This window comes from Chlamydia sp. 04-14, assembly GCF_036632095.1.
Classification (GTDB): Bacteria; Chlamydiota; Chlamydiia; order Chlamydiales; family Chlamydiaceae; genus Chlamydia.
This window is the reverse complement of sequence record NZ_JAPYKW010000001.1, coordinates 240,147-265,222: the sequence shown is the minus strand read 5'-3', so window position 1 is coordinate 265,222 and position 25,076 is coordinate 240,147. Positions and strand designations below refer to the sequence as shown.

The following is a 25,076-nucleotide window of genomic DNA, read 5'->3' as shown; positions in this document are numbered from 1 at the left end:
AATGTTAAGTTTTTTAGAACATAGCTGTCCTATAGCTAAAGATTCTCCCGTGCATCAAGCAACGCGAGTCTGCTATGAAAAACATTTTCAATCCGAATCTTTTAAAGAGATTTTCCGTTCTTTTTCTTGGCTTAAAGATCTTGCACAATCACCGGAGAAATATCATATTGCTCATGGGGGATCTGAGACAGCGAAGCAACATTGGTTACATCATGAAAATTCCCTATCTTGTGAGTGTATTTTAATTAATGGTAAATACGAACCCTCTCTTTCTCAATTGCCCGAGGGTGTATTATCGATGTCTTTAAAAGATGCGCAATCTGTTTTCTCTACCTTTATTCAAAGATACGATGTAGATACACAGCCCCTAGCATTTCTTAATGCTGTATGTTCTCAGGAAGAAGGTGTGGTTATCTATATCCCTGAAGAATTTCAGGTAAGTGAACTGTTAAGTATTCGTCATATTTGTTTCCCAACATCTCAGGATGATCGGGTGATTTATTCACCAAAGATTATCTTAATTTTAGGAAAGCAATCTAGCTGTTCTGTTCAAATTTCTCATCATACTGAACGAGAAAGTGGTGTTGCTGAAAGCTTTGCTATTGTTAATGGTGTTACAGAAGTCTTTGTATCCGAGGGTGCTGAGTTGTCATTGACTATGCTACCTAAATACATTAACGAAGAAAGAATAAGCTGGTCGCATATAGCGACTATCGAAGAGCAAGGAGCGTGTTCTATAGCCCAACATCTTCTTGAAGATGCTGGAGGTTATGGTTGGTTTGACAATACTTTTTCTATGATAGGAAATAACTCTCATGGAGAATCTTTGGTCTCTGTATTGTCTCCGAAAAAGACGTGGGTAAGAAATCTTATGCATCATGATGCGGAGTCCACAACATCACGACAAAACATCAAATCGATTTTATATTCTGGCCACTTCCTTTTTGAGGGGGGTATTCATGTAACCTCTCGTGGAATCTTCACTGATGCTTATCAAAAGCATGATACGTTATTGCTTAGTGATAATGCTCGTGTAACAACTTTCCCAAGATTAGAAATTCTTACTGATGATGTTAAAGCGTCACATGGGGCTACTGTAGGACCGTTAGATGCTCGGCAGATATTTTATATGCAATCTCGCGGAATGACACGTGAGGAAGCTCAAAAGAAGCTTGTTCGAGGATTTTTATCTATAGAGCCTTCTCTGGAGCATTTCCCGAAATTATCTATGCGCATGCAACCGCAAGAAATTACTAAGGAGTACTCTATAGATGGTATATAGGATAAAAGAAGACTTTCCTATTTTTTCTAATAAAAAGCTTCAGGGGGAATCCTATATTTACTTAGACTCTGCTGCCACTACGCATAAGCCTAAAAAGGTAATAGAGGCTATTACCGATTTTTATAGCAATACCTATGCTACTGTGAACCGCAATGTCTACAGCTCTTCAAAAAACATTACAGAAGATTATAACGCTGTTCGTGGGAAGATACGTGAGTGGATACAAGCTTCATATAATGAGGAGATTGTTTTTACTCGAGGAACCACAGCGGCTTTAAACTTATTGGCAATATCTGCTAACGATGTTTTTATTCCTGAAGGTGGTGTTGTATTAGTCTCTGAAGCTGAGCATCATGCAAATGTTTTATCTTGGGAATTAGCTTGCCGTAGACGCGGATCTTACGTGAAGAAAGTAGCCGTCGATGATTCTGGATTTATAGATTTAGAACATTTGGAGACTCTGCTTAAAGCGGGGGCTTCTTTTGTCAGTATAGCGCATGTGAGTAATGTTACAGGATGTATCCAACCTTTAAAGCAAATAGCGCAGTTAGCTCATAGATATGGAGCGTATATTGCTGTAGATGGTGCTCAGGGAGTTGCCCACGCTTCTATAGATGTTGTCGATTGGGATATTGATTTCTATGCTTTCTCAGCTCATAAAATGTATGCTCCTACTGGATTGGGAGTGTTGTATGGTAAGAAAGAGCTTTTAGAGAAGCTCCCTCCTGTAGAAGGTGGTGGGGATATGGTTTCCATCTACGATAGTGAAAATCCAGAATATTTTCCCGCGCCGTTAAAATTTGAAGCAGGAACACCACCTATAGCTTCTATTTTAGGATTAGGAGCTGCTATAGACTATCTACAATCTCTACCGGATGCTTTATATCAGCAAGAGGAAGAGTTAACCCGTTATCTTTATAATGAGCTAATGACAATTCCTGGCATGCAGATATTAGGCCCCGGGGCAAATCAGCCGCGCGGAGCTTTGGTGAGTTTGAAAATTCAAGGTGCGCATCCTTTTGATATTGGTTGTCTTTTAGATCTTCAGGGAATAGCTGTACGTACGGGTCATCAATGCGCACAACCTGCTATGAACCGATGGAATCTAGGTCATGTTCTTAGAGTGTCATTAGGGATATACAATGATAAAGAAGACATCGATACTTTTATGTCTGCTTTGCAAGCTATATTAGCTAGAGTGCGCGCATAGTTTTATCTGTAGCTTTTTTGGAAATCAATACGTTCTTTTCTAGGGCGCCAGCGTAAATATGTCTGCTCATATTTATCCATTAACCAATTTTTAATGTATTGTGAACTATGGATGAGTTTCGGCAATGTATAGGCTGTATGTGTCATGTCTATACGATAGATCCCATGATTCTTATTTTTTCTATTTAGGGTGTTTCCTAAAACAAAAGAAAAGGGGTAGTGTTTCTTAACTACCTTTACACATGCATCATCATACTTTCCAAAGGGATAGAAAAATCCTAAGGGAGTTTTCCCAAGAGCTTTCTCTATAGAATATTTAGATAAGAAAATCTCTGTAGCAAGATAGGGAGGGGTATGTTGCAAATTGCGAATAGCAAATCCTGATGAAGCTAACTGTATATAGGGAGAGTCTGCAAGTATTTGCAATTCTTGTTTTGTACAAAATGGTTGATGAGCTGCAAAGACTTCATCTTGGAAAGCTAGAGTTTCTCTAGGAGATAAACGATGCTTAAGAGGAAGACAAGAAGCAGAGTCTTGGGCGACATACCTCCAAGCAATTCCAACAACAGCAGGGATATGATGAGCTTGTAGAAAAGGGAAAATATGGGAGTAAAAATCTATAGAAGCATAATCAAAAGTTAACATAAGGGATAACTTTTTGATAGGTTCTCCGGGGAGCACTAAAGGGTATGTTTGTTTAAGAAGTAATAAATACCTTTGGAGTTTTTCTAAAAGGCTAGGCTGTTTAGAAAAGAAAACCTGGCGAAAGGCTAAAACAATGAGCATGTGCTTGCCCTAAGATGCGGGTTTGTTATCCTCATGAGGATAGATAACTAAAGATCCCGAGAGAATTTTCGGGGGATGTTGGGAAGAGGGTTCTGTTACTGTCTGTGTAGAAGAAGGAGCTTCCGTCGTGGTGTTAGGGAGTTCTTGAGTGTCTACAGGAGATGACATACAGATCCTTAGTATAAATAGGTAGTTAGTGCTTTTTGCCAAAACGTTTAGTTAATGTCCACTCTCCATCTTTATAGAATTGTTCAAATTCCTTGAACAACGGCAAGGTTTTGAGTTCTTCAAAATCCGTTTCGGTATCTTGATTTAAGATTTCTTTGATTTCTATAATTCTTAAGAGAGTGAGAAAGCGTAAAGTGGGATAATCTTCAGAGGACGCTGCTAATTGAAGCAATTGGGAAGATTTCTCTAACGCCACTTGGTAATCTTGGGTAGCTTGAGCATCTGCGATTTCTTTTAATAAAACCTGAGCTGGGGAGGGCATGTGGAAATTGGCACCGCTACTATAAGCAAGCCCTGCGTAATAGGCACCGCGTAAGGGTTCATTATGGATGTAGAAACAGGAAGAAAGGAAACCTGCATAAGGCCTTACGGAATTTCCACCCATACGATAGGCGCGTTCTAACATTGGCAAGGCAGTTTTAGGAGGTATGAATCCCTGAAAAACTGCAGATTCTGCAGTTTTTGTAAGAAGAAGAATACTTTCGTGTTTTTCACGATCACTTTTTTGAAAGTTATAAACGATCTTCCCAGTGAGAAATATGGACAAAGTCACAAGGACTGTTAAAGTAAACGAATAGGAATAAACCCTTTTCCATATTGAGGATAGTAAGTTCTTCATGATTTTAGGATGTAAAGCGCTTAATACTCTCAGTGTATCTGGAAAAAAATTTTTCGTAAACTCCTTGATTTGAGATGTCCTAACAGGGAGAAATACTAAAAAAAGCACTTCACTTCTACAAGCTCTTTTGATAGAAAAACTTCTGTGATACTATTTTTCCTTAAAATAAATTGGGATAAATGCCATCTCTATGCCACTAAAAATGTTCCAGAGATGATAAGAAAATAGCAAAGGTAGTTTGTGAGTGGAATTATCAATAAAGATACGATAATAGAAGTGGCTATCGATAATATTCGAGTGAGCCCCTTTCAACCTCGTCGGATATTCTCTGAAGCAGAGCTTCAAGAACTAGTATCATCTTTAAAATCCGTAGGTTTAATTCATCCTCCCGTAGTTCGTGAAATTCGTAGTGGCGATAAAGTTTTATATTATGAATTAATTGCTGGGGAACGTCGTTGGAGAGCTTTACAGCTCGCAGGATACACCACTATTCCCGTTGTTCTTAAGCAGGTAATCGCTGATGATATTGCTGCAGAAGCAACGCTTATAGAAAATATTCAACGCGTGAACCTCAGCCCTATGGAAATGGCGGAAGCTTTTAAAAAGCTCATCAATGTTTTCGGTTTAACTCAAGATAAGGTAGCCCTACGTGTAGGGAAAAAGCGTTCTACAGTTGCCAATTACTTACGTCTTTTTTCCTTATCTGAAACGATTCAAAAAAGTCTTTATTTAGGGGAGATTACTTTAGGGCATGCTAAAGTTATCCTTACTTTAGAAGACCCTAAACTACGAGAAATTCTTGCTGAGAGGATTATCTCACAACGTCTTGCCGTTCGCGAAGCTGAACAAGAGGCAAAGAAATTGTTATCAGGCGAATCTATGATTTCTTCTTCCAAAGAACGTGTAAAAACACCCTTGGCTGGAAACTATCAAGATATGCAAGAGCGTCTTAGCCAGTCTTTAGGCTATAAGGTAACGGTAAAGTCTCAGGGTTCTCATCATAGTGTGTCACTACATGTTCAAGATGAAGAGCAGCTCAAGCAGCTAGAAGAGTGGTTGTTGAAGAAGGCTTAGTTTTTATAAAGAAGATCTCAGATCTTCTTTATACTTTCCTTTAAAGAATGCACTGATATGTGTGCTTATCTCCATCGGTTTGTTCTGGAATAGGCCCTTGAAGACAGGTTTTTTGTCTTTTAGGACAGCGATTATAGAAGACACATCCTGTAGGAGAGGGAATTTCAGAAGTATTTGTCTGGTATGCTTTTAATTTGTGTTCTGTACTGCGATTTTCTGGAAGATCAGGAAGCTGCGAGTTAAGAAGCATTTGAGTATAGGGATGCTTAGGATTTAAGAAGATATCTTCTGTAGCTCCCGATTCAACAATCTTACCTTTATACATAATGATCACTTCTGAGCAAAAAGAGCGAACAACAGCCAAATCATGGGAAATAAACAGATAACTCATCTTCAGCTCTTTTTGTAAATTTGAGAGCATATTTAGGATCTGCGCTTGCATCGAGAGATCAAGAGCAGAAACTACCTCATCGCATATAATAAGCTTAGGAGTTCCTAATAACGCTCTAGCTATAGATACACGTTGTTGTTGACCGCCGGAGAGTTGATGAGGATAACGGTAAAAATAATCTGCAGATAACCCCACAAGTTCTAGAGTTTCCCCAATTACAGAATGGAGTTTCTCTTTTGTAATTATGCGATGATGAATAAGAGCGTGACCTAAGCTATCGAAAATCGTTTTTCTAGGATTTAAAGAAGCTTTGGGATTTTGGAAAACCATCCGCACGTAGGAGCGCAGCTTTTTTAAATCATGTTTAGAATGTAGCTTGATAGGAGTATTGTTAAAAGATAGATAACCAGAGGTGAGCGACAATAGCCCGGAAAGTGCTAATGCTAATGTTGTTTTCCCTGAGCCCGATTCTCCAATCAAACCTACAATCTTCCCCGAAGGTATAGAAAAAGAAACATTGTCAATAGCCCTTGTTGCTATTGTCTTTCTTCGAAACCAACTCGAACGCTTATAATAATATTTTTTTAACTGATTGGCTTGTACTAAAGAATCACTCATATAGCCAGCACCTTACTTTATGCTCTTTGCTTACATTTTGAACTTCTGGAGCTTCCATTTTACATTTCCCATAAGCTTTTGCACATCTAGGATAGTAACAACATCCTGAAGGAAGAGCGCTATAGTGGGGAGGTTGCCCAGGAATAGCTGTAAATGTGTCATTTTGTAGTGAAGGGCGCGAGGCTAGAAGATCTTGGGTATAGGGATGGCAGGGGTTGTGAAAAATTTCCTTAGCAGGAGCATACTCTGCCATTCTTCCCGCGTAGAGGACGAGCACCTCGTCAGATGTTTCAGCAACAACACCCATGTTATGGGTGATAATCAACAAACTCATCCCTAATTTTTCCTGTAAGCCTTTTAATAGCTGTAAAATCTGGTATTGAACAGAAACATCAAGAGCAGTTGTTGGCTCATCAGCAATTAAAATTTCCGGAGAGGAGAGCAAGGCCATAGCAATGGAAACTCTTTGTAACATTCCTCCAGAAAGCTGATGGGGATAGAGTTTTAGACAAAGTTCAGGATTATGAAATCCTGTGTCTATAAGAGCTTGGATAATTTTCTCTTTACCCTCTTTATATGGAAGATGAAGATGCGTGCGGATAAGCTCCTGAAATTGTTGTTCTATGGTGAAAACAGGATTTAAAGAGGATTGGGGATTTTGGAAAATCATAGCAATTTTCGTTCCGAAAATAGATCTTAAAATTCCTCGTGGAGCTTCTAATAAATCTTTTTCATGGAAAAGAATTTTTCCTGATGCAGAAAATAACGGAGAAGGTAATAGCTGCATAAGAGCTTGAGCAGTTACCGATTTCCCCGATCCCGATTCCCCGATAATCGCTAACGTTCTTCCCTTGTGCAAATCAAAAGACAATGACTCAACAATGGGATAGCGTTCCCGACGTTTATTTAGGCTTACCGAAAGATCTTTAACTTGTAAGATAGGTGGACGAGTCATAAGTCATTTACAAGATCATTAAAGCACGTTATTATTGCTAAAAAGGTATTCTTATGCAAACCCTTGCTCGTCTGTTCGGACAGTCTCCTTTTGCCCCGCTACAAGCACACTTAGAAGTCGTAGCATTTTGCGTTCAGCAAATGGTGCCAATCTTCACAGCTTTGCGAGATGGGGATTACAAACAGGTACAAACAATAGCGAAAAGTATTTCTGATAAGGAATATCAAGCAGATTGTATAAAAAATGATATGCGCAATCACCTTCCTGTAGGCTTATTTATGCCTATATCTCGGGCGGGATTGTTAGAGATTATTTCTATACAAGATAGCATAGCTGATGTTTCCGAAGATGTGGCTATCTTACTTACTGTTAGACAGCTGCGTTTTTATCCAGAATTTGAGAAGATCTTTTTCCAATTCTTACATAAAAGTGTCGAAACTTTTGATCTTACTATGACGGTCATACAAGAATTCAATAAATTACTAGAAAGTTCTTTTGGAGGGCGTAAAGCTGATAAAGCACGTTTTCTAGTAGGTCGCGTGGCGAAGGCAGAACACGAGTGTGATGTTATTCAGCGAGAGATCATGCAAATATTCTTCTCCGATGAATTTACAATTTCTGAAAAAGAGTTTTATTTATGGCTGCAGGTAATTAAGCGTGCTGCGGGTATTTCCGATAGTTCGGAAAAACTTGCTCATCGAGTTAACATGACGCTGGAAGAAAAGTAATATTTCATGCTTGCCCTACTCATTTTTGTTCTCTTATGTGGTTTTTATACCTCTTGGAATATAGGAGCTAATGACGTTGCTAATGCCGTTGGTCCTAGTGTGGGATCCGGAGTATTAACATTACGTCAGGCTGTGATTATTGCCGCTATTTTTGAATTTTTAGGAGCATTGTTCCTCGGGGATCGTGTTGCAGGAACTATAGAAAGTCGCATAGTCTCTGTTTCAGATCCATTAATAGCTTCCGGAGATTATGTTTATGGCATGACAGGAGCTTTATTAGCGACTGGAGTATGGTTACAACTAGCATCGTATTTCGGATGGCCGGTTTCTACAACCCACTCTATAGTGGGTGCTGTGATCGGCTTTGGTCTTGTTCTTGGTAAAGGAACAGTGATTTATTGGGGATCTGTAGGGGCAATTTTAATCAGCTGGGTAATCTCTCCATTAATGGGAGGGTGCATTGCCTATCTGATCTTTTCTTTTATACGTCGAAATATCCTCTATAAAAACGATCCTGTAGGTGCGATGATCCGCATAGCGCCATTTCTTGCCGCTTTTGTCATAATTATTTTAGGAATAATTATTGTTTCTGGTGGTGTGGTTACACGTTTGCTGCCTCTGCCATGGGCTCTATTGTTAGTTTTTCTTGTGGGTGGGCTTGCTTATGCCATTATGTTTAAATATGTGCATACCCCACATTGTTCCTTTATTTGTAGTTCACCAAAATCGGGAAGTTTGCTTTGTCGTTTAAAAACATGTGGGGGAAACTACGGAAGGAAATACCTTATTGTAGAGAGAATCTTTGCCTATCTACAAATAATCATCGCTTGTTTCATGGCTTTTGCTCACGGATCTAACGATGTGGCTAATGCCATAGCTCCTGTAGCTGGAGTTTTACGGCAAGCGTACCCTCAAGTATATTCTTCTTATACGTTGATAGGACTTATGGCTTTCGGTGGTGCCGGATTAATTATAGGATTATCCGTTTGGGGATGGCGGGTGATTGAAACCGTAGGCTGTAAGATTACCGAACTTACCCCCTCACGGGGATTTTCCGTAGGGCTAAGTGCCGCTGTTACAATTGCTTTGGCATCAGCTATGGGTTTGCCCATATCTACAACCCACGTGGTTGTTGGTGCTGTCTTAGGGATAGGTCTTGCCCGTGGTATCCATGCTATTAATTTAAATATTATCAAAGACATTATCATGTCGTGGTTTATCACTCTTCCTGCAGGAGCGATACTCTCCATTCTATTTTTCTTTGCTTTAAGAGCGCTCTTCCAGTAAAAATAGGGAAATCATCTTAGATAGTTTCTCAAGGTATATGGATAGATTGACAGTCAGGGACCTTTCCCCAGAAGAAAAAAAGGTTTTAGTTCGTGTAGATTTTAATGTTCCTATAAAAGATGGGAAGATTCTTGATGATATCCGCATTCGTAGCGCTATGCCAACAATCAACTATCTACTGCAAAAACGCGCTGCTGTAATTTTAATGAGTCACCTAGGCCGCCCTAAAGGAACTGGTTTCGAAGAAAAGTACTCTCTTCAACCTGTTGTTGAGGTTTTAGAAGGTTATTTAGGACATCATGTGCCCTTAGCTCCTGATTGTATCGGGGAGGTTGCTCGTCAGGCAGTAGCGCAGCTATCTCCAGGACGGGTATTGCTATTAGAGAATCTCCGTTTCCACAGGGGAGAAGAACACCCCGAAGAAGATCCCACATTTGCTGCTGAACTTTCCTCTTATGGGGACTTTTATGTGAATGATGCTTTTGGAACTTCCCACAGAAAACATGCTTCTGTGTATACGGTTCCCCAAGCGTTTCCTGGAAGATCTGCGGCAGGTCTTCTTATGGAAAAAGAACTCGAATTTTTAGGACAACACCTGCTCCTTTCTCCTAAACGTCCCTTTACTGCCATCCTTGGTGGATCTAAAGTATCTTCAAAAATAGGGGTAATAGAAGCTTTATTATCACAAGTGGATAACCTACTTTTAGCAGGAGGTATGGGATTCACTTTCTTAAAAGCACTAGGAAAGTCCGTAGGGAATTCCCTAGTTGAAGAATCAGGAATAGAACTTGCTCGTCGTGTTTTGAAACTTGCTCAGCAGCGTAATGTACGTATTGTTCTTCCTATAGATGTGAAGGTCGCAAAGACTTGCGAACCTGGAGTGGCTTGGTCAGAAGTATCTATAGATCAGGGTATTCCTTCGGATCTTGAAGGTTTAGATATCGGAACTAAGACTGTCGAGGAGTTTTGTAAAATCATTGATGCTTCAGCAACAGTATTTTGGAACGGCCCTGTCGGTGTTTATGAAGTTCCTCCTTTTGATCAAGGTTCTATGGCTATTGCTAACTGCCTAGCACGACATTCTTCTGCAACTACTGTCGTTGGTGGTGGCGATGCCGCTGCAGTTGTGGCTTTAGCCGGATGTACTTCTCAAGTCTCACATGTATCGACGGGAGGAGGAGCTTCTTTAGAATTTTTAGAAAAAGGCTTTTTACCGGGAACAGAGGTTCTATCCCCAGAGCAAGATTGAAATTCCTAAAGAAATCATTCCATGAAGGGCGCTATATAGCGCCTTTACATCAAGCACTAATGTCTTACTTCGCGTCTTTTCTTTTGCATTCTTGTAATTAAGATTTCCTTATAAGCACTTTTCATAAAATTAATAATTTTTTTTGTTTCATTTAAAATATTCTTATTTAATTCCTAGTTTGAAACAGAAAACTATTTCTTAAACCCTTCATTTATAACAGTTAAGCAAATTTAGAAGTGCTTTCGTTAATCTAACGCTCCATCCATCTTTATCTAATTTAAAAAGCGTATTTTCAATGAGATACGCTTTACTTGTTTATTAATTCTTATATTTTCAATTTCTTTCATTTTTGTAATTAAATTGTGCTGTTTTAGTTTTATTTCTAAATAAAAAGTGTGCGGCTAAATCAAATTTAATTTTAAAATTAAAATATAAAAATGGAGAAAAACTATGGGAATTAATCCAAGCGGTCGCGGAAATAATAATGATCTATGGATTTCAGGCGCTCATGATCAACATCCAGATGTTCAGGATGCTGGAGGTCCTTCTGGAGCAGTGGGTCCCCATAGAGTTTCCTCACAAAATAATACCTCAGAAACTCCCAGTTTCTTATCAAGAATCAGTGCTGCTGTAAGTAGTTTCTTCTCCAATATATTTGGTAGAAGTTCTTCTTCACAAACTTCTTCTAGCCGTAGATCCTCAAATGCATCCAGCATGCAAGTAGATGGCTCAGGATCGGATACAGATAGTATAAAATCTACAGGTAGTACAGGCTCTAGCGATAGTGCAAGATCAACAGAAGGTGCTGCTAGAGGATTACAAAAGAAGGGCTACACTCCAGGAGTTAAAGTAGACTCTCCAGTACTTCCTCGTAGGGGTGGAATTCAACGTCCGGATACGCCGCCACCACCTCCTCCTTCTTCTCCATCAACAAGTGGTATAAGACCTGTCCGCCCTGCCCCACCACCGCCAACTACGGCAGCAGCGCAATCTCCATCAACAAGTGGAACTGGGTCTACAAAACGTAGGGCGCCTCAACCTCCAACAGGAGAGCCTAAAAGAGCACGTCGCGACAGTATATCCTCTATTTCTAGTACAGACTCTACGGTGAGTACAGATTCAGGTGTTGCTGAGTCACAATCAATAGCAGATAGATTAAAAGCAGAACTAGAGATTCATAATACAACAAAACAAGCGCAGTTAGATTCTCTATCTGCTCGGATTAAAGATCGTTGGATAGAACACGAAATAGACGAACCTGTGGCTTACGGGCTTTCCTGTATGCAGACATTAACAGCTAGATTAGGTCAGGCACGTTTGGAAGCTCAGAAAGAATTGCGTGTATTGCGACCTGGAATCAACGAGGTTCCATTAAAGACAGCAATTTCTCAATCTCGATCTATGTGGGATCTTGGAGAAAAAGAACAAAAACAGGAAGGGGATTCTGTACTTTTTCAAGTGCTGATCCGTATGGGATTAGAGGGAAGCTTGTTAAGTCCTGAAGTCGACTATGTGGATTATGTAAATCAGCTTGTTGAGGAATATGGAGATCTTGACGAAAGTTACGATTGGCAACCTACACTACAATCTCTTGCTCAGGATTTAAACGGAATAAGAAATACCAACCCTAATGGTATGCAGAAATTCTGGTCTTCATTCGCTGGAAAAGGAGAGGTTGTTGTCAGAAGTTTAACCAATAAGTTCATGGCTGCGAATACAGGAAAATATGATCCTTCTTCAGTTAAAGTAGATAATCGTTGGAATCGTGGTGCCTTAGATTTAATGAAGTCTTTAAATCCTGGGGTCTATGTAAAAACGGTTTCGATCTTGGCTATAGATGCCTTTACTTCACGAGAATAGGATTTAGAGAAGATTAGTTATGGGATCGCCAATTTCAGGTGGTGGAGGCGTTGAGCCTCCATGGAGAGATTTATTTACAGAGAAGGACTCTTCGACAGAGGGCGAGGGTGAGGATATTGATTTAGAGGATCGCATTTCTGATCATGTTGGCTCTATTTTGGATGATCAACAGGCAGAGCATGGGATTCCTGAAACTAATGCTTCCGAGGGAATGAATAGTGATCTTCAAGGTAGAATACATTCAGAACCTAAGGAAGGTTTCTTTAAAAATATACTCACTAGAATACGAAACGCAGTTCATAGATTATGGTATAACAGATTAGGATCTCCTCGTTTCTCAAGACGCGAGAACTTCTCTAAAAATTATGCTGATCTTTTTACAGAAACAGATCTGCCCGCAACAGCTGTTGCGGAAGCTAAAGCAGCTCCAGAAGCTACAGCAGGATGTTGCGCATCTATAAGACAATTCTTTATGAAAGCCTTTAGAAAAATGTGCTGCTGCATCGCTAGAAGGTGCACAGAATCTTCTATAGATTTTTGTGGTGCCGATCCTGAAGGTCCTGAAGGCACTATGGCACTTGCATTAATGCTGCGCATGTCATGCAAGTGGTCTGCACAACAAGAATTTGTTTATAAATCGAAAAATAAAGGGATTGATGCCTTTGTAGCCATGGGAACAGCTCCTATTGCAAGTACTGTAGAGGCAACCGCCGTTTTAACACGTTTTGAAGATATTCTGAAGGGAGAGAAAGTAAAAGATCCTGTAGCAACAGTTCGGGGTATTACGAAACTCTCCTCGTTCTCTCATGATGGAATAATTAATTGTAGGGGGGCTATAGAGACTCTCCAAGAGGCCGACACTGACTACGACTATACATTTATACTCGATTTGGCCACACGTCTTGATAATCTCGCAAGTAAGGGATCTGAAGAAACTTCTATAGTTAGACAAATTCTCTCGTCTTTACGCTATACTCATACAACTTTAATGGGAGAGTATCTCAATTTATGGGGAGATGATTCTTTAAAGACAAATCAGCGCATTCCCATAAATTATGATTTAGTAGTGACTGTTGTCAAAAACAACTTGCCTTCTTTAGAAGAGGCATATCGCGATAATCCTGTAGAATATGAGAAAAAACTTAACGATATGATACGGAACTTTTTCTTTGCCTATGAAAATAGAGCATCTAGGTTGAGAAGGTTGTATCAAAGCAATATAGAAAATCCTCAAGATATAGTAGACGAAGATAGAGGACAGTAAAACTATTATTTTTAGAAATAAAAATAATGCAATAATACTTCCTCTAAAGAATAAGCAAAAAGAAAACGATACGGCCGTATTCTTCCCATGATGTTGGATTTGCGATTTTCTACAGACTATTACCTGCGTGTTGTCGAATTAGCTATCCGTGATGGATCACGCACTCTTGTCTATAATAAGAAACAATCTCTTTTAGAAACTTGGCCTATAAACGCAGCTCTTTCTCCTGATCAAGATGGTATGAAAGAAACCATCCAAAAAGCAATGCAGGAGCTTTTTTCTCGCTCTGTGATTTCCTATTCCCTGTCGGGGAGGCTACTTTCTATTATTGATATGCGTCTACGTCAAGAAATGCCCTACACACGTCTTTTATACAGGATATTCCGTAAAGACACTTTCGAGAAAAAACAGACCATTGTTAAAAAGCTCTTATTGTTGAAAAACATTATTTTTCTAGAGCGTCAACGTCCTTTAAATAAAATCTCTAATGTCGCCAATACTGTATTTAGCAAGGAAAAAACAAATTTCTCTTCTTGGGAAGATTTTACTCATGATGTTGGGCTACATTCCGAAGACATAGATATGAGCTCTTCCGTAAAAGAAAGCTTTGCTGCGGAATCTTCTTCGCAAGTGGTCATGGAAGCTCTAATGACCTTTCTAGAGAGCCAAAACACTTACCTACCTTTAAGCTTAGAACTTTTAGATCAGTTTCTTTCCGAAAAGGTATTAGCCTTGCATACGTTATCAGAAAGAAATTTCCATCTACTAACCGAGCTCAAAGATCTCTACACATTAAGTCGTGAAGATTTCCAAGCGGTCATCGGAGGTATTGTTACGGATTCTCTTTCTGATGTTCTTACAAATTCTCTGGTAGGCTCTCAGTTACTTACTCCTCAAGGGAAAGCTATGGTAAGCACCTGGCAAGAAGTTGCTGAATTTTCTCCTCAGGAGGCTATCTTTGCTCAGGGGTTTCTAGCAGAGATCCTTAGACGCATTGTATCCGAAGATTTGAAGAATATTGTTTCTATTGCTAATGATGCCACTCCAGAACAAATTGGCAGAATGTATAGCATTCGTGATTGTAGCCCGGGATTGTGGTTGAAAATGATGCGCATACTCTTAATGCGCTGGCTCTTGGATTTTGATGATAGGGTATACTCTTTGTTAAAGAAAAGTATTCACTATTACACGCCACAACCGACCTTCTGGCAGCAAATTTTGTGTATGTTTAAAAAATTCTGATACTTTTCTTTATTTCCAAGTTTCATTTTCTCTATTTTGGGATGGGAATTTAAATAGATATTTTTTCTTTTAGGGTTTTTTCAAAGGAAAATAACAGAAAAAAGTGTATGCTTTTTCTCTATGGTTCCTTTTCGTCTACATCATCTATATACATTACTTAATGAGCTTTACACCACACCTATTGGTGAGGTAAATCGTGTAGCTCTCTATTTTAAACAGCATCGTTCTTTAGGCTCTAAGGATCGTCAATGGATGAGTACGCGTATTTTTGCTATCCTTCGTCATCGACGGTTATTAGAGGCTCTTATCCAACAAGATAATCAGGAAGTTACCCCCGAGACTTTAGTAGCTAAAGTTGAAGAAGGAGCTTTGGACGATATTGAGAAATATCAGGATCTTCCTTGGCCTGTACGTTATTCTGTATCTGATGATCTTGCTGATTGCCTAATTGAAGATTATGGTCAAGAACGAGCCAAGGAACTCTCCGCGATTTTTCTTCAGGAAGCTCCTTGTGCTATTCGTGTGAATACACGACGAACTTCTGTAGAAGATCTTCAAAAGCGTTTAGAATACCCCAGTGAGCTAGGATCTGTCCCAGGTTCTCTACGTTTTGATAAGCGTTATCCTCTGCAACACAGCGCAGCTTTTCATCGTGGCCTATTTGAAGTTCAAGATGAATCATCTCAAAAAATTACTTTAGACATTCCTATAAGTAAAAAAGATCGTATTCTAGATTTTTGTGCAGGAGCTGGCGGGAAAAGTCTGATTTTTGCCGAGAGAGCGCATCACGTTGTTTTACATGATAGCCGTAAGGACGTTTTGGAAGAGGCAAAACAACGTTTGCGTAGGGCGGGAGTAAGGAACTTCTCTATAGGAGAGCAACATCTAAGGAGAAATAGCTTTTCTATCGTTGTTGTTGACGCTCCTTGTACAGGAACAGGAGTGTTTCGACGGCAGCCTGAAAAGAAAAGTCAATTTTCTAAAAAACTTCTCACTACATTCTCAAGGGTACAAAGAAAGATTCTTAGAGAAGCTATGAATTACGTAAAACCTGGCGGGAAGCTCATCTACATTACCTGCTCTCTACTTTCAGAAGAAAATGAAAAGCAAGTTGCTTTCATGAAATCTTTAGGATGGGAAGAAGAACATCATATGCACACTGCATTATCAGCAGAGAGTGGAGACGGTTTTTTTGCTGCCCACTTTGTTCGCAAAAGCAATAAGGCTTCTGAATAGAGCTTAATCTAAGCCATATTCATGGTAAGGGCCATTACTCTGTGTTTGATGATAAGCAACAGTAAATTGTGACATTCTCCAGATGCTTCGGGGAATTTATCAAACTGTAATAAGATATGCAGAAGATTCAGAGGATCATTCCAAATTTCAGGACGTTTTAATGCAAATATTACCTGTTTTAGGAAATACGTATGCTGCTCATCTCTTATAACTTTTGGATCTTTCCAAAAATACCAAGAAGATGTCGTCGGAGCGTCATTCCTAGAAATACACAATGTAGTAGATACTAAAGTTTCGGAAATTTCCTCTCCAGTTCCTGCTATAGGTAGGAAAATAGAAGCAAGCAAACCACAAATTAGATATTTGCGCATAATATTCCTTATTATCTCAATAATACCCACGTAGTTTATGCGAAAATCAGGTTTTTCATAAGCTAAAAGAAAGAGTTATATCATAGGTAATACCGAGATGTTTTTCTGCGATGCACGCGTGTTTTCCTATAATAGAGAAGTGCTAAAGTTAAAATGATATACGTTCTGTACGAAGTGACTATACGCTTAGCATGCAAACAAATTTTTTGGATAATAGAAGGATGAATCGTATCCGGTGCATAAAGGGGTTCAGCACGAACTTTTTCCCCAGAGAGATTACGAAATACCCAATGACCAATAAGATCTCCCTTTTGAATAGGAAGCTTTGTTGCATGAGGAACAAAAGAGATTGTTCGAGGTTCTTCTCCCTCAGAGGCATAGAAATCATAATAGACACCATTAGGTAAAGGAATAGAAATTTTCCCTAAAAGTCCTAAACGTAAGGCATATTTTTCTGTTGGGAGAATGAGATACCTTCGTAAAGCAGGTTCATTGAAAATCCCTTCACATAAAGCTATGACATCTTCATAGAGATCCCCCATGGCAGGATAGCCGGCGGCTATAGTGATAATAGAGCGTCCGTGTTTTTTCGCTGCAAAGATAAGATTTTTCCCTGCATCTTTTGTTGTTCCTGTTTTTCCCCCTAAAGTGGGAGGATAATAGTAGGTAGATCCAGGAAGAATGAGTTTATTTGTAAGATTTAAGACTCTCTCCTGGCTCAAATTTGTTGCAGCCATTTTATAACTGGTAGTGCGAATAACCTGACGAAATAAAGGTTCTTTTAGACCCTCACGCATAATAGAGGTTAAATCCCGAGCTGTTGTGTAGTGATTAGGGTGATGTAAGCCGTGAGGATTATTAAAATGCGTATGAGAGCAACCTAACTCTTTTAAGAAGCTATTCAGTTGCTTCATAAATTCGGTTACAGATCCTGAGCAAGCCATTGCGAGGGTGTTAGCAGCATCGTTAGCCGAACAGATCAGTAACGCATGAAATAGATCCCATCCTGAGACTTCCTCTTTATTTTGCAGTTGTATTGTTACACCATCGGTTTCTAGCCAATGTGGAGGGCTGCGATAGCCCGATTGTTTTTTAGCCTGAGGGGTAATCGAAGCGATAGCATCTTGTTTTACAGTGATGAAGCGATTCAAAATATCGGGATGTTTTCTTAAGATGAATAGCGCTGTGGCAATTTTTGTCATGCTTGCAGGATAAATTCTTTTGTCTATGTCCTTAGCATAAAGTATCTTGCCAGTTTCAGATTGAATGATGGCTACGGCATTCCCCCGTGTTTCGGGGAAAGATGTATCCGCATACGAAGGAATCATAAAGATACCCGCAAAAAAACCAATCAGTCCAGATCTAAAAAAAACTCTTATCATTGTAGGGATTTTGATAGCTTGTTACTTAGGTTTGAATCTTCGCGCAAGTCTGAGAAAGCTCTTGACGCCTCTTAAAATAAAGAATTACCATGAGTGAGAGGGAAAACGCTATGAGTTTGGATTTTTTAGAAGAATTTTACCGTCGTTCTATTTGTAACAAAGGAACGGCGTTTCCTGAGGGCTTCATGGATATTGCCGATGTCCTGTCTCATTCTGCGTCTGAACTTAAAATCGACTCTATTAGCGATCTTCCTGTTAACAATTTCATCATTGCAGAATCAGCAGATAAACTCACTTTATTTAATGCAGATTTTGCTGTTTGGTTAGTGCCAGAGCTTGTCCAAGGAGAGGCTGTTACTCGGGGATATATCGCTTTGTATCATTCTGGAGGAGATTATACTCCAGAAATGGCATTTCAAGCTTCTGGGGAATACAATCAATCTGCGTTGATTCTTGAAGCACTTCAGATATATCTACAAGATATAAAAGATAATGAAAGCGTCTTACGTTCTTTCCGTTTTAATCAAGATTAGTTCAAGTATTATGAATTTTTAGATGTACAATATTAGAGTCTCCGTGTCTTTCATATTGAAATTCATCCACAGAGTTCTTTGCTAAGAAAATTCCTAATCCACCAAGCTTTCTCTCATCTAAAGGAAGTTGATCTTGAATATCGATAGATGCAGTTAAAGGATTGAAAGAAGGGCCATTATCTTTGATAGTTACTTGTAAAGCTTCTTTGTCCCCGTCACAACAAATGATTATCTTTCCAGGAGATGCTGCTTCTTGATATGCATAGGAGATAATATTGACGAGAAGCTCTTCACAGGCAAGTTCTAGCTTTAATAATTTCTCTTTCGGGAATGTTTTTAGCCGTCCTGTTCCTTTAACAAAGTCTAGCATATTGTGAAGTTCACTAAGGAGTGCCGGAAAGACTGCTTCTCCATCAGAAGAGGTCATAATATACCTGTTGAACAATAGTCTCAGCTAAATGAGCGTATAACACACGCCAAGCGCTCTTAATAGCCTCATTATGCATTTCAAATTGACCTAGAGCAAACTGTTGAGCATTCACCATGCCTAAATCAGGTTCAAAATCAAAGGAGACTGATCTTCTTGATACACAGTCATCGACTACGACTTTCCCCGAGTGTCTGTCAATAAGTTGTACTTTCGCAGATATAGATAAACGCCCCTCACTAGAGACAATAAAGTGTCTCGGAGTCTTATCGTCAATTTTATTTGGGGCATACGTAAAACCCGTATTCTCGTCAACTTCATTCAGGAGTTGTACCTTGAGAAGATAACGAGCGCAACTTTCGCCATTACGGACAGGAAGAGAACGTTTCCCTAATTCATAGATGAGAGCTGATGTCAATTGACCTAGGGAATCCTTATCAACAGGACAAAGATAAACGCCTTCAGAGCGCATCGAGCGGCCTAAATCTGATAAGGTCGCTGAAGAATTTAGGATAGTATATCCACTGCAAGAAGATAGTCCCAACCCAGACAGACAAAAAAACAGGGCAAAAATTAATGTACGCATGAGAGATATCTTAAAACTAAGAAGAATGTTTTGCTATTCTATTTAGTCGTTTATGACACTTAGCTACTAAAGATGACTCAGGGTAGTTATCAATCGCTGTGGTATAATAGATACTCGCTGCATGAAGTTTCTTCTTCTTTTCATAAAAACGTCCAGTAGCGTAGAGCCCTGAAGCATAACGTTCACACATAGAGCGTACATTTGAAGAAACAACATGGGTTAAAGGATGATTGGGATGTTGTTTTTTGATAGCCTCTTCATTGATCGTCGCCAAGTTTAAATATTGCACATTATGAGGCTCTTTTTGTGCTTGCATAAGATAAATTTCTGAAAGACGAACAAATGATTTTGGCGACAATGCGTGGGCAGCAAATTGTAGTGTTAATTTTTTAAAAGTTTTAATAGCTTCAGAAAAATCTTTTTTGATAACGAGCAAATCGCCTTTAAGATACAAAGCTTGAGCTCCTAAATCTTTATTAGGGAAGGCAGTGAGTATTTCATCGTAGATACGTAAGGCATCAGCATCAGCATTAGCCAATTTAGGAAAGCCCTCTAAAAGGAATACACGTTTACGTTTCCCTTGGGCAAAGCTCTTTGCTATAGAATATTTCATCAAAAACAATTCTTCAGAATAATCAGCATCAGGAAGTTGCATATAAGCTGCAAAAGCCTTTTCAGCTAAATCTGGTTGACCATTTTTGAAATAACATACTCCAGTTAAGTACAAAGCTTCAGTATATAAAGGATCTTTTGGAAAATGATGAGTAACCATACCGAAACAAAGTAGGGCTTTACGATAGCTTTGTCGTTCTAAATAGTTCTTCCCTTCTAAAATATATTCTTCCGGAGAGTGTTTAGGCACAAACTTTTGAGGAGATAATTTACCAGAAAAAGGTTCAAAAGAAATCGGCCTGGCGTGGCATCCAGAACACAAAAGTAGTAATAAAACAACAAACTGTAAAACAGATTTCATAAATCCGGCATGAAGCTATGATAACAAAACGTTATCATAAAAAAGAAAAAGAGAATTTGTCAAATCCGTTGTTTTTGTTTTATTTACAAAATATAATTTTTTTATTTGATAAAACATTTTTTTATTTAGTAAAATAAATAAAAAGGTTTTTTATGAAAAAGTTAGTTTTGTACTTTGGTACTTTTGTTGTATCTCTTTTTTGCGGAGTTTTTTTATGGGATAATGTGCCTTGTGCACACAAGGCCATGCAGGTTACCGCAAATTATAGTGTTGATGTTTTTGAGAAGAGCTGCCGGCTTGTTCGCAAAGTTTCTGGATTCGAAAGACTCCGGGTTTTTGAAAGGAAATTTTCTCCAGAGCAAATATTGACTTTCTTCCCAGAGCATGTGGACGGAAATGCCTCTGTAGAACTGACTTTTGTTCCTCATACATTAATGCATGTGCGTTTTTCTAAAGAGGATACCGTCAAGAAAATGATGATCAGTCAAGAGGGCGAAATCCTTTGGAGTCTAGCAAATGGAGAAATGGTTCTTAACACAGGAACATGGGCTTGTTCTAAAGGATTTAGAGAATGCCTAATGCTAAAAGCTGGCAAACAAGATGTCAGTGTTATGCAAGCTCTAGCGAATCTCGGAGGAGCAGCTTCTAAAGAATCATTGACACACGCTCTATCTATGAAAAATATCAGAGCTGAAAAGGTAATCCGTGCCTGCCAGAAAAAGAAATTGATTTTCTCAATGGGCAGTCAAATAGGAAGCCATTTCCAACAGCTTCAACCGATTAAAGGTTGTACAACAACAATCCAATCGTCTCCTGTATGGTTGCGAAGACCTCGAGGTTCCTCCATTGTGTCCCCACAATTTTCTGAAGATCGTGTAAGCAATCTTGCTGGGATGATTTTTGGAAATAACTTCTTAATATTAGATAAGGTTGTTGTTTACGTCCCTGTGTATAAAGTGTCGTTAGTTGCTGCAGATAATAGTGTTCGTATAGAATATGTTAATGCTGTAACAGGAAAACCATTTTTAGATATTTAAACAGCAATAAACCGAACAGGAAGTTGGGAATTTTCCAAGTCTTTCTGAAGACCGCTAGTATCTTCAGAAACGAAATAGTCCACATCGGGAGAGATGGAAGCGACGCGCTCATTATCCTTTGTGAAAACTAAAGAGAGGGTGCGAGATCCGGGATATTTGCGTATGATTTGTTTTAATAAGCATAGGTGACTATGGCGTAATTGCCCAAGATCAAGAGATAACTTAACTATAGAAGCTTGAGATCGATTATCAGTAGTTTTTGACATAGTAGATGTTTTCCTCTGATTCGTATCTTTATTAGTTTCTAAGTTTAAATACGACATTTTCTGCATCTGACTTTTGATCTTATCAAACATATCGTCGCATTCTTGAAGGAGATCTTCATTAATAAGAGATAGGTCCCTCATCCACCGGCAAGATAAGCGTAAAGATTCACTACGTTTATCGATAGATAAAATAGCATAAATTAAACGATCTTCTTCTAAAAGTTCCTGTTGTTCAGCATACATTTCCGGCCATATAGGTAATTCATAAGAATCAACACCGTCATTAACACGTAGTAAAGCAAATTTTCTTTGCCCTTTTGAAGAAATTCGTGTTGTGACCTTGTCGATAATGAATAGAGTCCGAATCACTGAACCGTGAGGGAGATTTTCAAATTCTCCTGGGCTGACAACAGAGAGTTGGGGTAAAATATCTTTAACAGCATCCATGGGATGCTCAGTAAGATAGATACCTAATAACTCTTTCTCTTTCTTAAGTATTTCTTTTTTTGATCTACGAACAACATTTGTAACCGGAGTTAATGTTATAGGCTGTTCTCGATGCATAGTATTTAAAGAAAAGAATGTCATAACTCCAGTAGCAGCTTCTTTCTTTTCTTTAGATATTGTGTCATAGAGAGTTTCTAAAGTGGCTTGGGCAATATCTCTATCAGGCTCAAAAACATCGAAACATCCGGCATCGATTAAGTTTTCAGTGTGCTTTTTAGTAACCTTTTTCAAATCAGAGCGTTGGATAAACTCTTGAATGCTTTGGTATGGCCCGCGTTTCTCTCTTTCCTCAATGATGCTTTCCACGAGGCCCTTGCCTATGCCTCGAATAGCTCCCATAGCAAAACGAATACCTCTATCTGTAGCAACAAAATTTGTCCCTGATTCATTAATGTCGGGGGGAAGGATACAGATATCCATGCTATGTGCTTCGTGAATAAGTTTCCCTACTTTCTCAATATCATCAGAGTCGCAAGTAAGAAGAGCTGCTAACCATTCTTTAGGATAGTTCGCTTTAAGGTAGGCAGTTGTATAGGTAATTAATCCATAAGCAGCTGCATGGGACTTGTTAAAACCGTAGGAAGCAAATTTCTCCATTTTATCAAAAATGGTTGTTGCTAAATCTGCATTGATACCATTTTTGCACGCGCGTTCACAAAACTTTGTACGCTCTTGAAGCATCTGCTTGATATCTTTTTTACCCATGGCACGACGTAAGACGTCACCTTCCCCTAGGGAATAACTTGCTAGAGATCCGGCAATTTGCATGACTTGCTCTTGATAAACCATAATGCCGTAGGTTTCTTTGAGAATAGATTCCATAAGGGGATGATCGTATTCTATGATCTCTTTGCCGTGCTTTCGATTAATGAAAGAGGGAATCATGTCCATAGGACCAGGACGATATAAAGCGCCTATAGCGATGATTTCTTCAAAGGAATCGGGACGCAGATTTTTTGCTAACTCCTGCATTCCTTTAGATTCCATTTGGAATATCCCCATTGTCTTGCCCTGATGCAAAAGAGCAAATGTCGTTTTGTCATCCAAAGGGAGAGAGGCCATTTCTAATAGCTTTCCAGTTTTCTTTTGGATTGCATGAATAGCAATATGGATACTCGTTAAGGTTTTTAATCCCAGGAAGTCCACTTTAAGCATTCCCACACTTTCCACAGGCTTCATGGAAAATTGTGTAGTAATCATTGTAGAATCTTTAGAAATACAGATGGGAATGTGATTGGTTAAATGATCTCCACAAATAATAACTCCAGCAGCATGTACCCCCGTATTGCGGATAGACCCTTCTAGGTGCATCGCCATATCAATAACCTGAGCAGCCTCAGAATCATTGGTATACAACTCATTGAGATGAGGATCTGTTTCTAAAGCTTTTGCCAATGTAGTATTAAGTTCAGGAATATGCTTGGCGATATGGTTAACTTTAGAAAGAGAAACGTCTAAAGTCCTACCCACGTCTTTCACAGCCATTTTGGCTTTCATAGTTCCAAAAGTAATAATCTGAGCTACGTTATCTTTCCCATGGCGTTCTGTCGCATAATTGATAACGCGTTCTCGTCCTGCCATACAGATATCGATATCGATATCGGGATAGGATAAACGCTCAGGATTAATGAATCTTTCAAAGAACAAATCGAAGCGGATAGGCTCTATTTCTGTAATTCCTAATAAGAATAACATGACAGATCCAGCTCCAGAACCACGTCCAGGGCCTACAGGGATGCCATTATCTTTCGCCCAACGAATAATATCCCAAACAATAAGGAGATAGTCACACATCCCTTTAGGGATGATAATTGACATTTCCATTTCCAATCGGTCTTTAACTAATTCTAGAGGATCTCTATCAGGAAATTTTTTAGAGATGTGGCTAAGCTGTTCTGAAGTATATTTTGTAGATAACCCTTGTTCGCAAAGTTCGCGAAGAAAAGCAGAAGAAGCTTCGTAGCGTTCTTCCTCAGTATATGTTTGCTTTTCTTTAAGAAACTCAGGAACATAAATAGGATAGTGTTTGTTCGAAAGATTCAGTTTAAGGTTACATTTATCTGCGACTTCTAAAGTATTGGAGATCGTTTCTGGATGATCGGCAAATAAAATTGCCATTTCTTCTGGAGACTTAAAATAATACTCTCTACTACGAAATACTTTTCTCTTAGGATTGGGGATATAGGTATTCTGTTTTGCAATTCTTATGGTTTCCCCTAATTGTACATTAAGGAGAATTTCATGCGCCAACCAGTCATTAGGATGGATGTAATGAATATCATTAGTAGCTACTGAACGGATTCCTAAGTGTTTGCTGGTTTTTAATACGGCCTCATTAACTTTTACTTGGGCTTCGATAAATTGATGATACTCGTGTTTTAACCATTCTTCCCCCAAGGAGATAATTTTCTCCTCAGACATTTTATGAAGTTGGATTTCACTATAAAAATCATCACCAAATAGGTTTTGGTACCAACGAAGATCTTTTTCAAGAGCTTCTTCAGATTCTAAAGCAGCTTGAGCTACAGAACCAGATAGACAAGCAGATAGACAAATAAGACCCTCACAATGTTGAGTGAGAAGTTCTCTATCTATTCTAGGGAAATAATAAAAGCCTTCAGTGAATGCTAAGGAAGACAATAAGCAGAGATTGCGATACCCCTGTTCATTTTTACATAAAAGAATGAGATGATTTGCTACGCGGCTTTTTTTCTCTTTTTTCTTATCAAAACGTGAAGTCGGAGCGACATAAATTTCACAGCCAATGATAGGCTTAATGTCGTTTTGTTGACATTCTTTATAGAATTCAATAGCTCCGTATAGATTTCCATGATCTGTTAATGCTAGAGAAGGAATTTGATATTCGTTTGCCTTTGCTACGAAGCTCTTAATCGAGCTTGTAGCATCTAGAATCGAATATTGAGAATGACAGTGAAGAGGTATCCAAGTCACCAGTAATCCCTCGT

Annotated in this window: 23 protein-coding genes; 12 read left to right on the top strand and 11 right to left on the bottom strand. The window is 39.0% G+C overall.

Translation table 11 applies throughout. The features are described 5' to 3' along the window. The first annotated feature begins 1 nt into the window (after window position 1). Window positions 2-1,282, top strand: coding sequence for a Fe-S cluster assembly protein SufD (gene sufD, locus O6937_RS01205; RefSeq protein ID WP_332389878.1), 1,281 nt, complete (start codon window positions 2-4; stop codon window positions 1,280-1,282). After that, a complete protein-coding gene (locus tag O6937_RS01200; protein WP_332389877.1) occupies window positions 1,272-2,492 on the top strand; it encodes a SufS family cysteine desulfurase in 1,221 nt (406 codons plus the stop codon). The genes sufD and O6937_RS01200 overlap by 11 nt, the downstream gene beginning before the upstream one ends. Before the next feature lie 2 nt (window positions 2,493-2,494). Here O6937_RS01200 and O6937_RS01195 read toward each other — a convergent pair whose 3' ends face one another. From O6937_RS01195 to O6937_RS01185, 3 genes are read right to left on the bottom strand one after another with little or no spacing between them, the layout of a single operon-like run. Then, on the bottom strand, window positions 2,495-3,277 hold the full coding sequence (locus O6937_RS01195) for a polysaccharide deacetylase family protein (RefSeq protein WP_332389876.1): 783 nt from the start codon (window positions 3,275-3,277) through the stop codon (window positions 2,495-2,497). Between the two features lie 9 nt (window positions 3,278-3,286). Further along, window positions 3,287-3,445: a hypothetical protein gene (locus tag O6937_RS01190; RefSeq protein WP_332389875.1), complete on the bottom strand. Its 159-nt coding sequence runs from the start codon at window positions 3,443-3,445 to the stop codon at window positions 3,287-3,289. 25 nt (window positions 3,446-3,470) lie between these two features. Then, the gene (locus O6937_RS01185) at window positions 3,471-4,124 is read right to left on the bottom strand and encodes a hypothetical protein (protein WP_332389874.1); all 654 of its coding nucleotides are present in this window, start codon (window positions 4,122-4,124) and stop codon (window positions 3,471-3,473) included. A gap of 240 nt (window positions 4,125-4,364) precedes the next feature. On the opposite strand from O6937_RS01185, the gene O6937_RS01180 reads away from it, so the two are divergent. Continuing rightward, entirely contained in the window at window positions 4,365-5,198 is an 834-nt protein-coding gene (locus O6937_RS01180; RefSeq protein WP_332389873.1) for a ParB/RepB/Spo0J family partition protein, read from the top strand. Between the two features lie 40 nt (window positions 5,199-5,238). On the opposite strand, the gene O6937_RS01175 is transcribed toward O6937_RS01180, so the two are convergent. Together O6937_RS01175 and O6937_RS01170 are read right to left on the bottom strand one after the other, a co-directional pair. Further along, entirely contained in the window at window positions 5,239-6,207 is a 969-nt protein-coding gene (locus tag O6937_RS01175; protein ID WP_332389872.1) for an oligopeptide/dipeptide ABC transporter ATP-binding protein, read from the bottom strand. Then, a complete protein-coding gene (locus tag O6937_RS01170; RefSeq protein ID WP_332389871.1) occupies window positions 6,200-7,162 on the bottom strand; it encodes an ABC transporter ATP-binding protein in 963 nt (320 codons plus the stop codon). The genes O6937_RS01175 and O6937_RS01170 overlap by 8 nt, the downstream gene beginning before the upstream one ends. Window positions 7,163-7,215: 53 nt before the next feature. Between O6937_RS01170 and O6937_RS01165 the strand changes: the two genes are divergently transcribed. From O6937_RS01165 to O6937_RS01135, 7 genes are all read left to right on the top strand, one after another. Continuing rightward, complete coding sequence (locus O6937_RS01165; RefSeq protein ID WP_332389870.1) at window positions 7,216-7,890, top strand: TIGR00153 family protein; 675 nt, start codon at window positions 7,216-7,218, stop codon at window positions 7,888-7,890. A 6-nt stretch (window positions 7,891-7,896) separates the two neighbouring features. After that, window positions 7,897-9,177, top strand: a complete 1,281-nt coding sequence (locus O6937_RS01160) for an inorganic phosphate transporter (protein WP_332389869.1) — start codon at window positions 7,897-7,899, stop codon at window positions 9,175-9,177. A 37-nt stretch (window positions 9,178-9,214) separates the two neighbouring features. After that, window positions 9,215-10,426: a phosphoglycerate kinase gene (locus O6937_RS01155; RefSeq protein WP_332389868.1), complete on the top strand. Its 1,212-nt coding sequence runs from the start codon at window positions 9,215-9,217 to the stop codon at window positions 10,424-10,426. 450 nt (window positions 10,427-10,876) lie between these two features. Then, entirely contained in the window at window positions 10,877-12,286 is a 1,410-nt protein-coding gene (gene semD, locus O6937_RS01150) for a SemD/SinC family type III secretion system effector (RefSeq protein ID WP_332389867.1), read from the top strand. A 19-nt stretch (window positions 12,287-12,305) separates the two neighbouring features. Next, complete coding sequence (locus tag O6937_RS01145) at window positions 12,306-13,550, top strand: TmeB family type III secretion system effector (RefSeq protein ID WP_332389866.1); 1,245 nt, start codon at window positions 12,306-12,308, stop codon at window positions 13,548-13,550. Between the two features lie 87 nt (window positions 13,551-13,637). Continuing rightward, on the top strand, window positions 13,638-14,792 hold the full coding sequence (locus O6937_RS01140) for a hypothetical protein (RefSeq protein WP_332389865.1): 1,155 nt from the start codon (window positions 13,638-13,640) through the stop codon (window positions 14,790-14,792). Between the two features lie 120 nt (window positions 14,793-14,912). After that, window positions 14,913-16,028 (top strand): RsmB/NOP family class I SAM-dependent RNA methyltransferase, encoded by a 1,116-nt coding sequence (locus tag O6937_RS01135; RefSeq protein ID WP_332389864.1) that lies wholly within the window; start codon window positions 14,913-14,915, stop codon window positions 16,026-16,028. Between the two features lie 8 nt (window positions 16,029-16,036). Here O6937_RS01135 and O6937_RS01130 read toward each other — a convergent pair whose 3' ends face one another. Continuing rightward, the gene (locus O6937_RS01130; protein WP_213240088.1) at window positions 16,037-16,399 is read right to left on the bottom strand and encodes a hypothetical protein; all 363 of its coding nucleotides are present in this window, start codon (window positions 16,397-16,399) and stop codon (window positions 16,037-16,039) included. Between the two features lie 80 nt (window positions 16,400-16,479). Continuing rightward, the gene (locus O6937_RS01125; RefSeq protein ID WP_434601864.1) at window positions 16,480-17,781 is read right to left on the bottom strand and encodes a D-alanyl-D-alanine carboxypeptidase family protein; all 1,302 of its coding nucleotides are present in this window, start codon (window positions 17,779-17,781) and stop codon (window positions 16,480-16,482) included. 110 nt (window positions 17,782-17,891) lie between these two features. Here O6937_RS01125 and O6937_RS01120 point away from each other — a divergent pair, with 110 nt between their 5' ends. Next, window positions 17,892-18,314: a hypothetical protein gene (locus O6937_RS01120; RefSeq protein WP_332390119.1), complete on the top strand. Its 423-nt coding sequence runs from the start codon at window positions 17,892-17,894 to the stop codon at window positions 18,312-18,314. A gap of 1 nt (window position 18,315) precedes the next feature. On the opposite strand, the gene O6937_RS01115 is transcribed toward O6937_RS01120, so the two are convergent. The 3 genes from O6937_RS01115 to O6937_RS01105 are packed head-to-tail and all read right to left on the bottom strand — an operon-like array spanning window position 18,316 to window position 20,300. Further along, entirely contained in the window at window positions 18,316-18,741 is a 426-nt protein-coding gene (locus O6937_RS01115) for an ATP-binding protein (RefSeq protein WP_332389862.1), read from the bottom strand. Next, window positions 18,728-19,327, bottom strand: a complete 600-nt coding sequence (locus O6937_RS01110) for a lipopolysaccharide-assembly family protein (RefSeq protein ID WP_332389861.1) — start codon at window positions 19,325-19,327, stop codon at window positions 18,728-18,730. Before O6937_RS01110 ends, O6937_RS01115 begins: the two co-directional genes overlap by 14 nt. Before the next feature lie 16 nt (window positions 19,328-19,343). Then, window positions 19,344-20,300, bottom strand: a complete 957-nt coding sequence (locus tag O6937_RS01105) for a tetratricopeptide repeat protein (RefSeq protein WP_332389860.1) — start codon at window positions 20,298-20,300, stop codon at window positions 19,344-19,346. A 152-nt stretch (window positions 20,301-20,452) separates the two neighbouring features. Here O6937_RS01105 and O6937_RS01100 point away from each other — a divergent pair, with 152 nt between their 5' ends. Further along, entirely contained in the window at window positions 20,453-21,337 is an 885-nt protein-coding gene (locus tag O6937_RS01100) for a hypothetical protein (protein WP_332389859.1), read from the top strand. Here the strand turns inward: O6937_RS01100 and dnaE are convergent. Next, the gene (dnaE, locus tag O6937_RS01095; RefSeq protein ID WP_332389858.1) at window positions 21,334-25,062 is read right to left on the bottom strand and encodes a DNA polymerase III subunit alpha; all 3,729 of its coding nucleotides are present in this window, start codon (window positions 25,060-25,062) and stop codon (window positions 21,334-21,336) included. The two genes, O6937_RS01100 and dnaE, sit on opposite strands and share 4 nt — an antisense overlap. Window positions 25,063-25,076 lie beyond the last annotated feature (14 nt).

Coding starts and splice junctions, on each gene's coding strand:
- O6937_RS01155 (WP_332389868.1), top strand. CDS start 9,215: ATGGATAGATTGACAGTCAGGGACCTTTCCCCAGAAGAAAAAAAGGTT.
- O6937_RS01100 (WP_332389859.1), top strand. CDS start 20,453: ATGAAAAAGTTAGTTTTGTACTTTGGTACTTTTGTTGTATCTCTTTTT.
- O6937_RS01115 (WP_332389862.1), bottom strand. CDS start 18,741: ATGACCTCTTCTGATGGAGAAGCAGTCTTTCCGGCACTCCTTAGTGAA.
- O6937_RS01125 (WP_434601864.1), bottom strand. CDS start 17,781: ATGATAAGAGTTTTTTTTAGATCTGGACTGATTGGTTTTTTTGCGGGT.
- O6937_RS01170 (WP_332389871.1), bottom strand. CDS start 7,162: ATGACTCGTCCACCTATCTTACAAGTTAAAGATCTTTCGGTAAGCCTA.
- O6937_RS01105 (WP_332389860.1), bottom strand. CDS start 20,300: ATGAAATCTGTTTTACAGTTTGTTGTTTTATTACTACTTTTGTGTTCT.
- O6937_RS01185 (WP_332389874.1), bottom strand. CDS start 4,124: ATGAAGAACTTACTATCCTCAATATGGAAAAGGGTTTATTCCTATTCG.
- O6937_RS01120 (WP_332390119.1), top strand. CDS start 17,892: ATGAGTTTGGATTTTTTAGAAGAATTTTACCGTCGTTCTATTTGTAAC.
- O6937_RS01135 (WP_332389864.1), top strand. CDS start 14,913: ATGGTTCCTTTTCGTCTACATCATCTATATACATTACTTAATGAGCTT.
- O6937_RS01190 (WP_332389875.1), bottom strand. CDS start 3,445: ATGTCATCTCCTGTAGACACTCAAGAACTCCCTAACACCACGACGGAA.
- O6937_RS01145 (WP_332389866.1), top strand. CDS start 12,306: ATGGGATCGCCAATTTCAGGTGGTGGAGGCGTTGAGCCTCCATGGAGA.
- O6937_RS01130 (WP_213240088.1), bottom strand. CDS start 16,399: ATGCGCAAATATCTAATTTGTGGTTTGCTTGCTTCTATTTTCCTACCT.
- O6937_RS01200 (WP_332389877.1), top strand. CDS start 1,272: ATGGTATATAGGATAAAAGAAGACTTTCCTATTTTTTCTAATAAAAAG.
- sufD (WP_332389878.1), top strand. CDS start 2: ATGTTAAGTTTTTTAGAACATAGCTGTCCTATAGCTAAAGATTCTCCC.
- O6937_RS01110 (WP_332389861.1), bottom strand. CDS start 19,327: ATGCGTACATTAATTTTTGCCCTGTTTTTTTGTCTGTCTGGGTTGGGA.
- O6937_RS01160 (WP_332389869.1), top strand. CDS start 7,897: ATGCTTGCCCTACTCATTTTTGTTCTCTTATGTGGTTTTTATACCTCT.
- O6937_RS01140 (WP_332389865.1), top strand. CDS start 13,638: ATGATGTTGGATTTGCGATTTTCTACAGACTATTACCTGCGTGTTGTC.
- semD (WP_332389867.1), top strand. CDS start 10,877: ATGGGAATTAATCCAAGCGGTCGCGGAAATAATAATGATCTATGGATT.
- O6937_RS01165 (WP_332389870.1), top strand. CDS start 7,216: ATGCAAACCCTTGCTCGTCTGTTCGGACAGTCTCCTTTTGCCCCGCTA.
- O6937_RS01195 (WP_332389876.1), bottom strand. CDS start 3,277: ATGCTCATTGTTTTAGCCTTTCGCCAGGTTTTCTTTTCTAAACAGCCT.
- O6937_RS01175 (WP_332389872.1), bottom strand. CDS start 6,207: ATGAGTGATTCTTTAGTACAAGCCAATCAGTTAAAAAAATATTATTAT.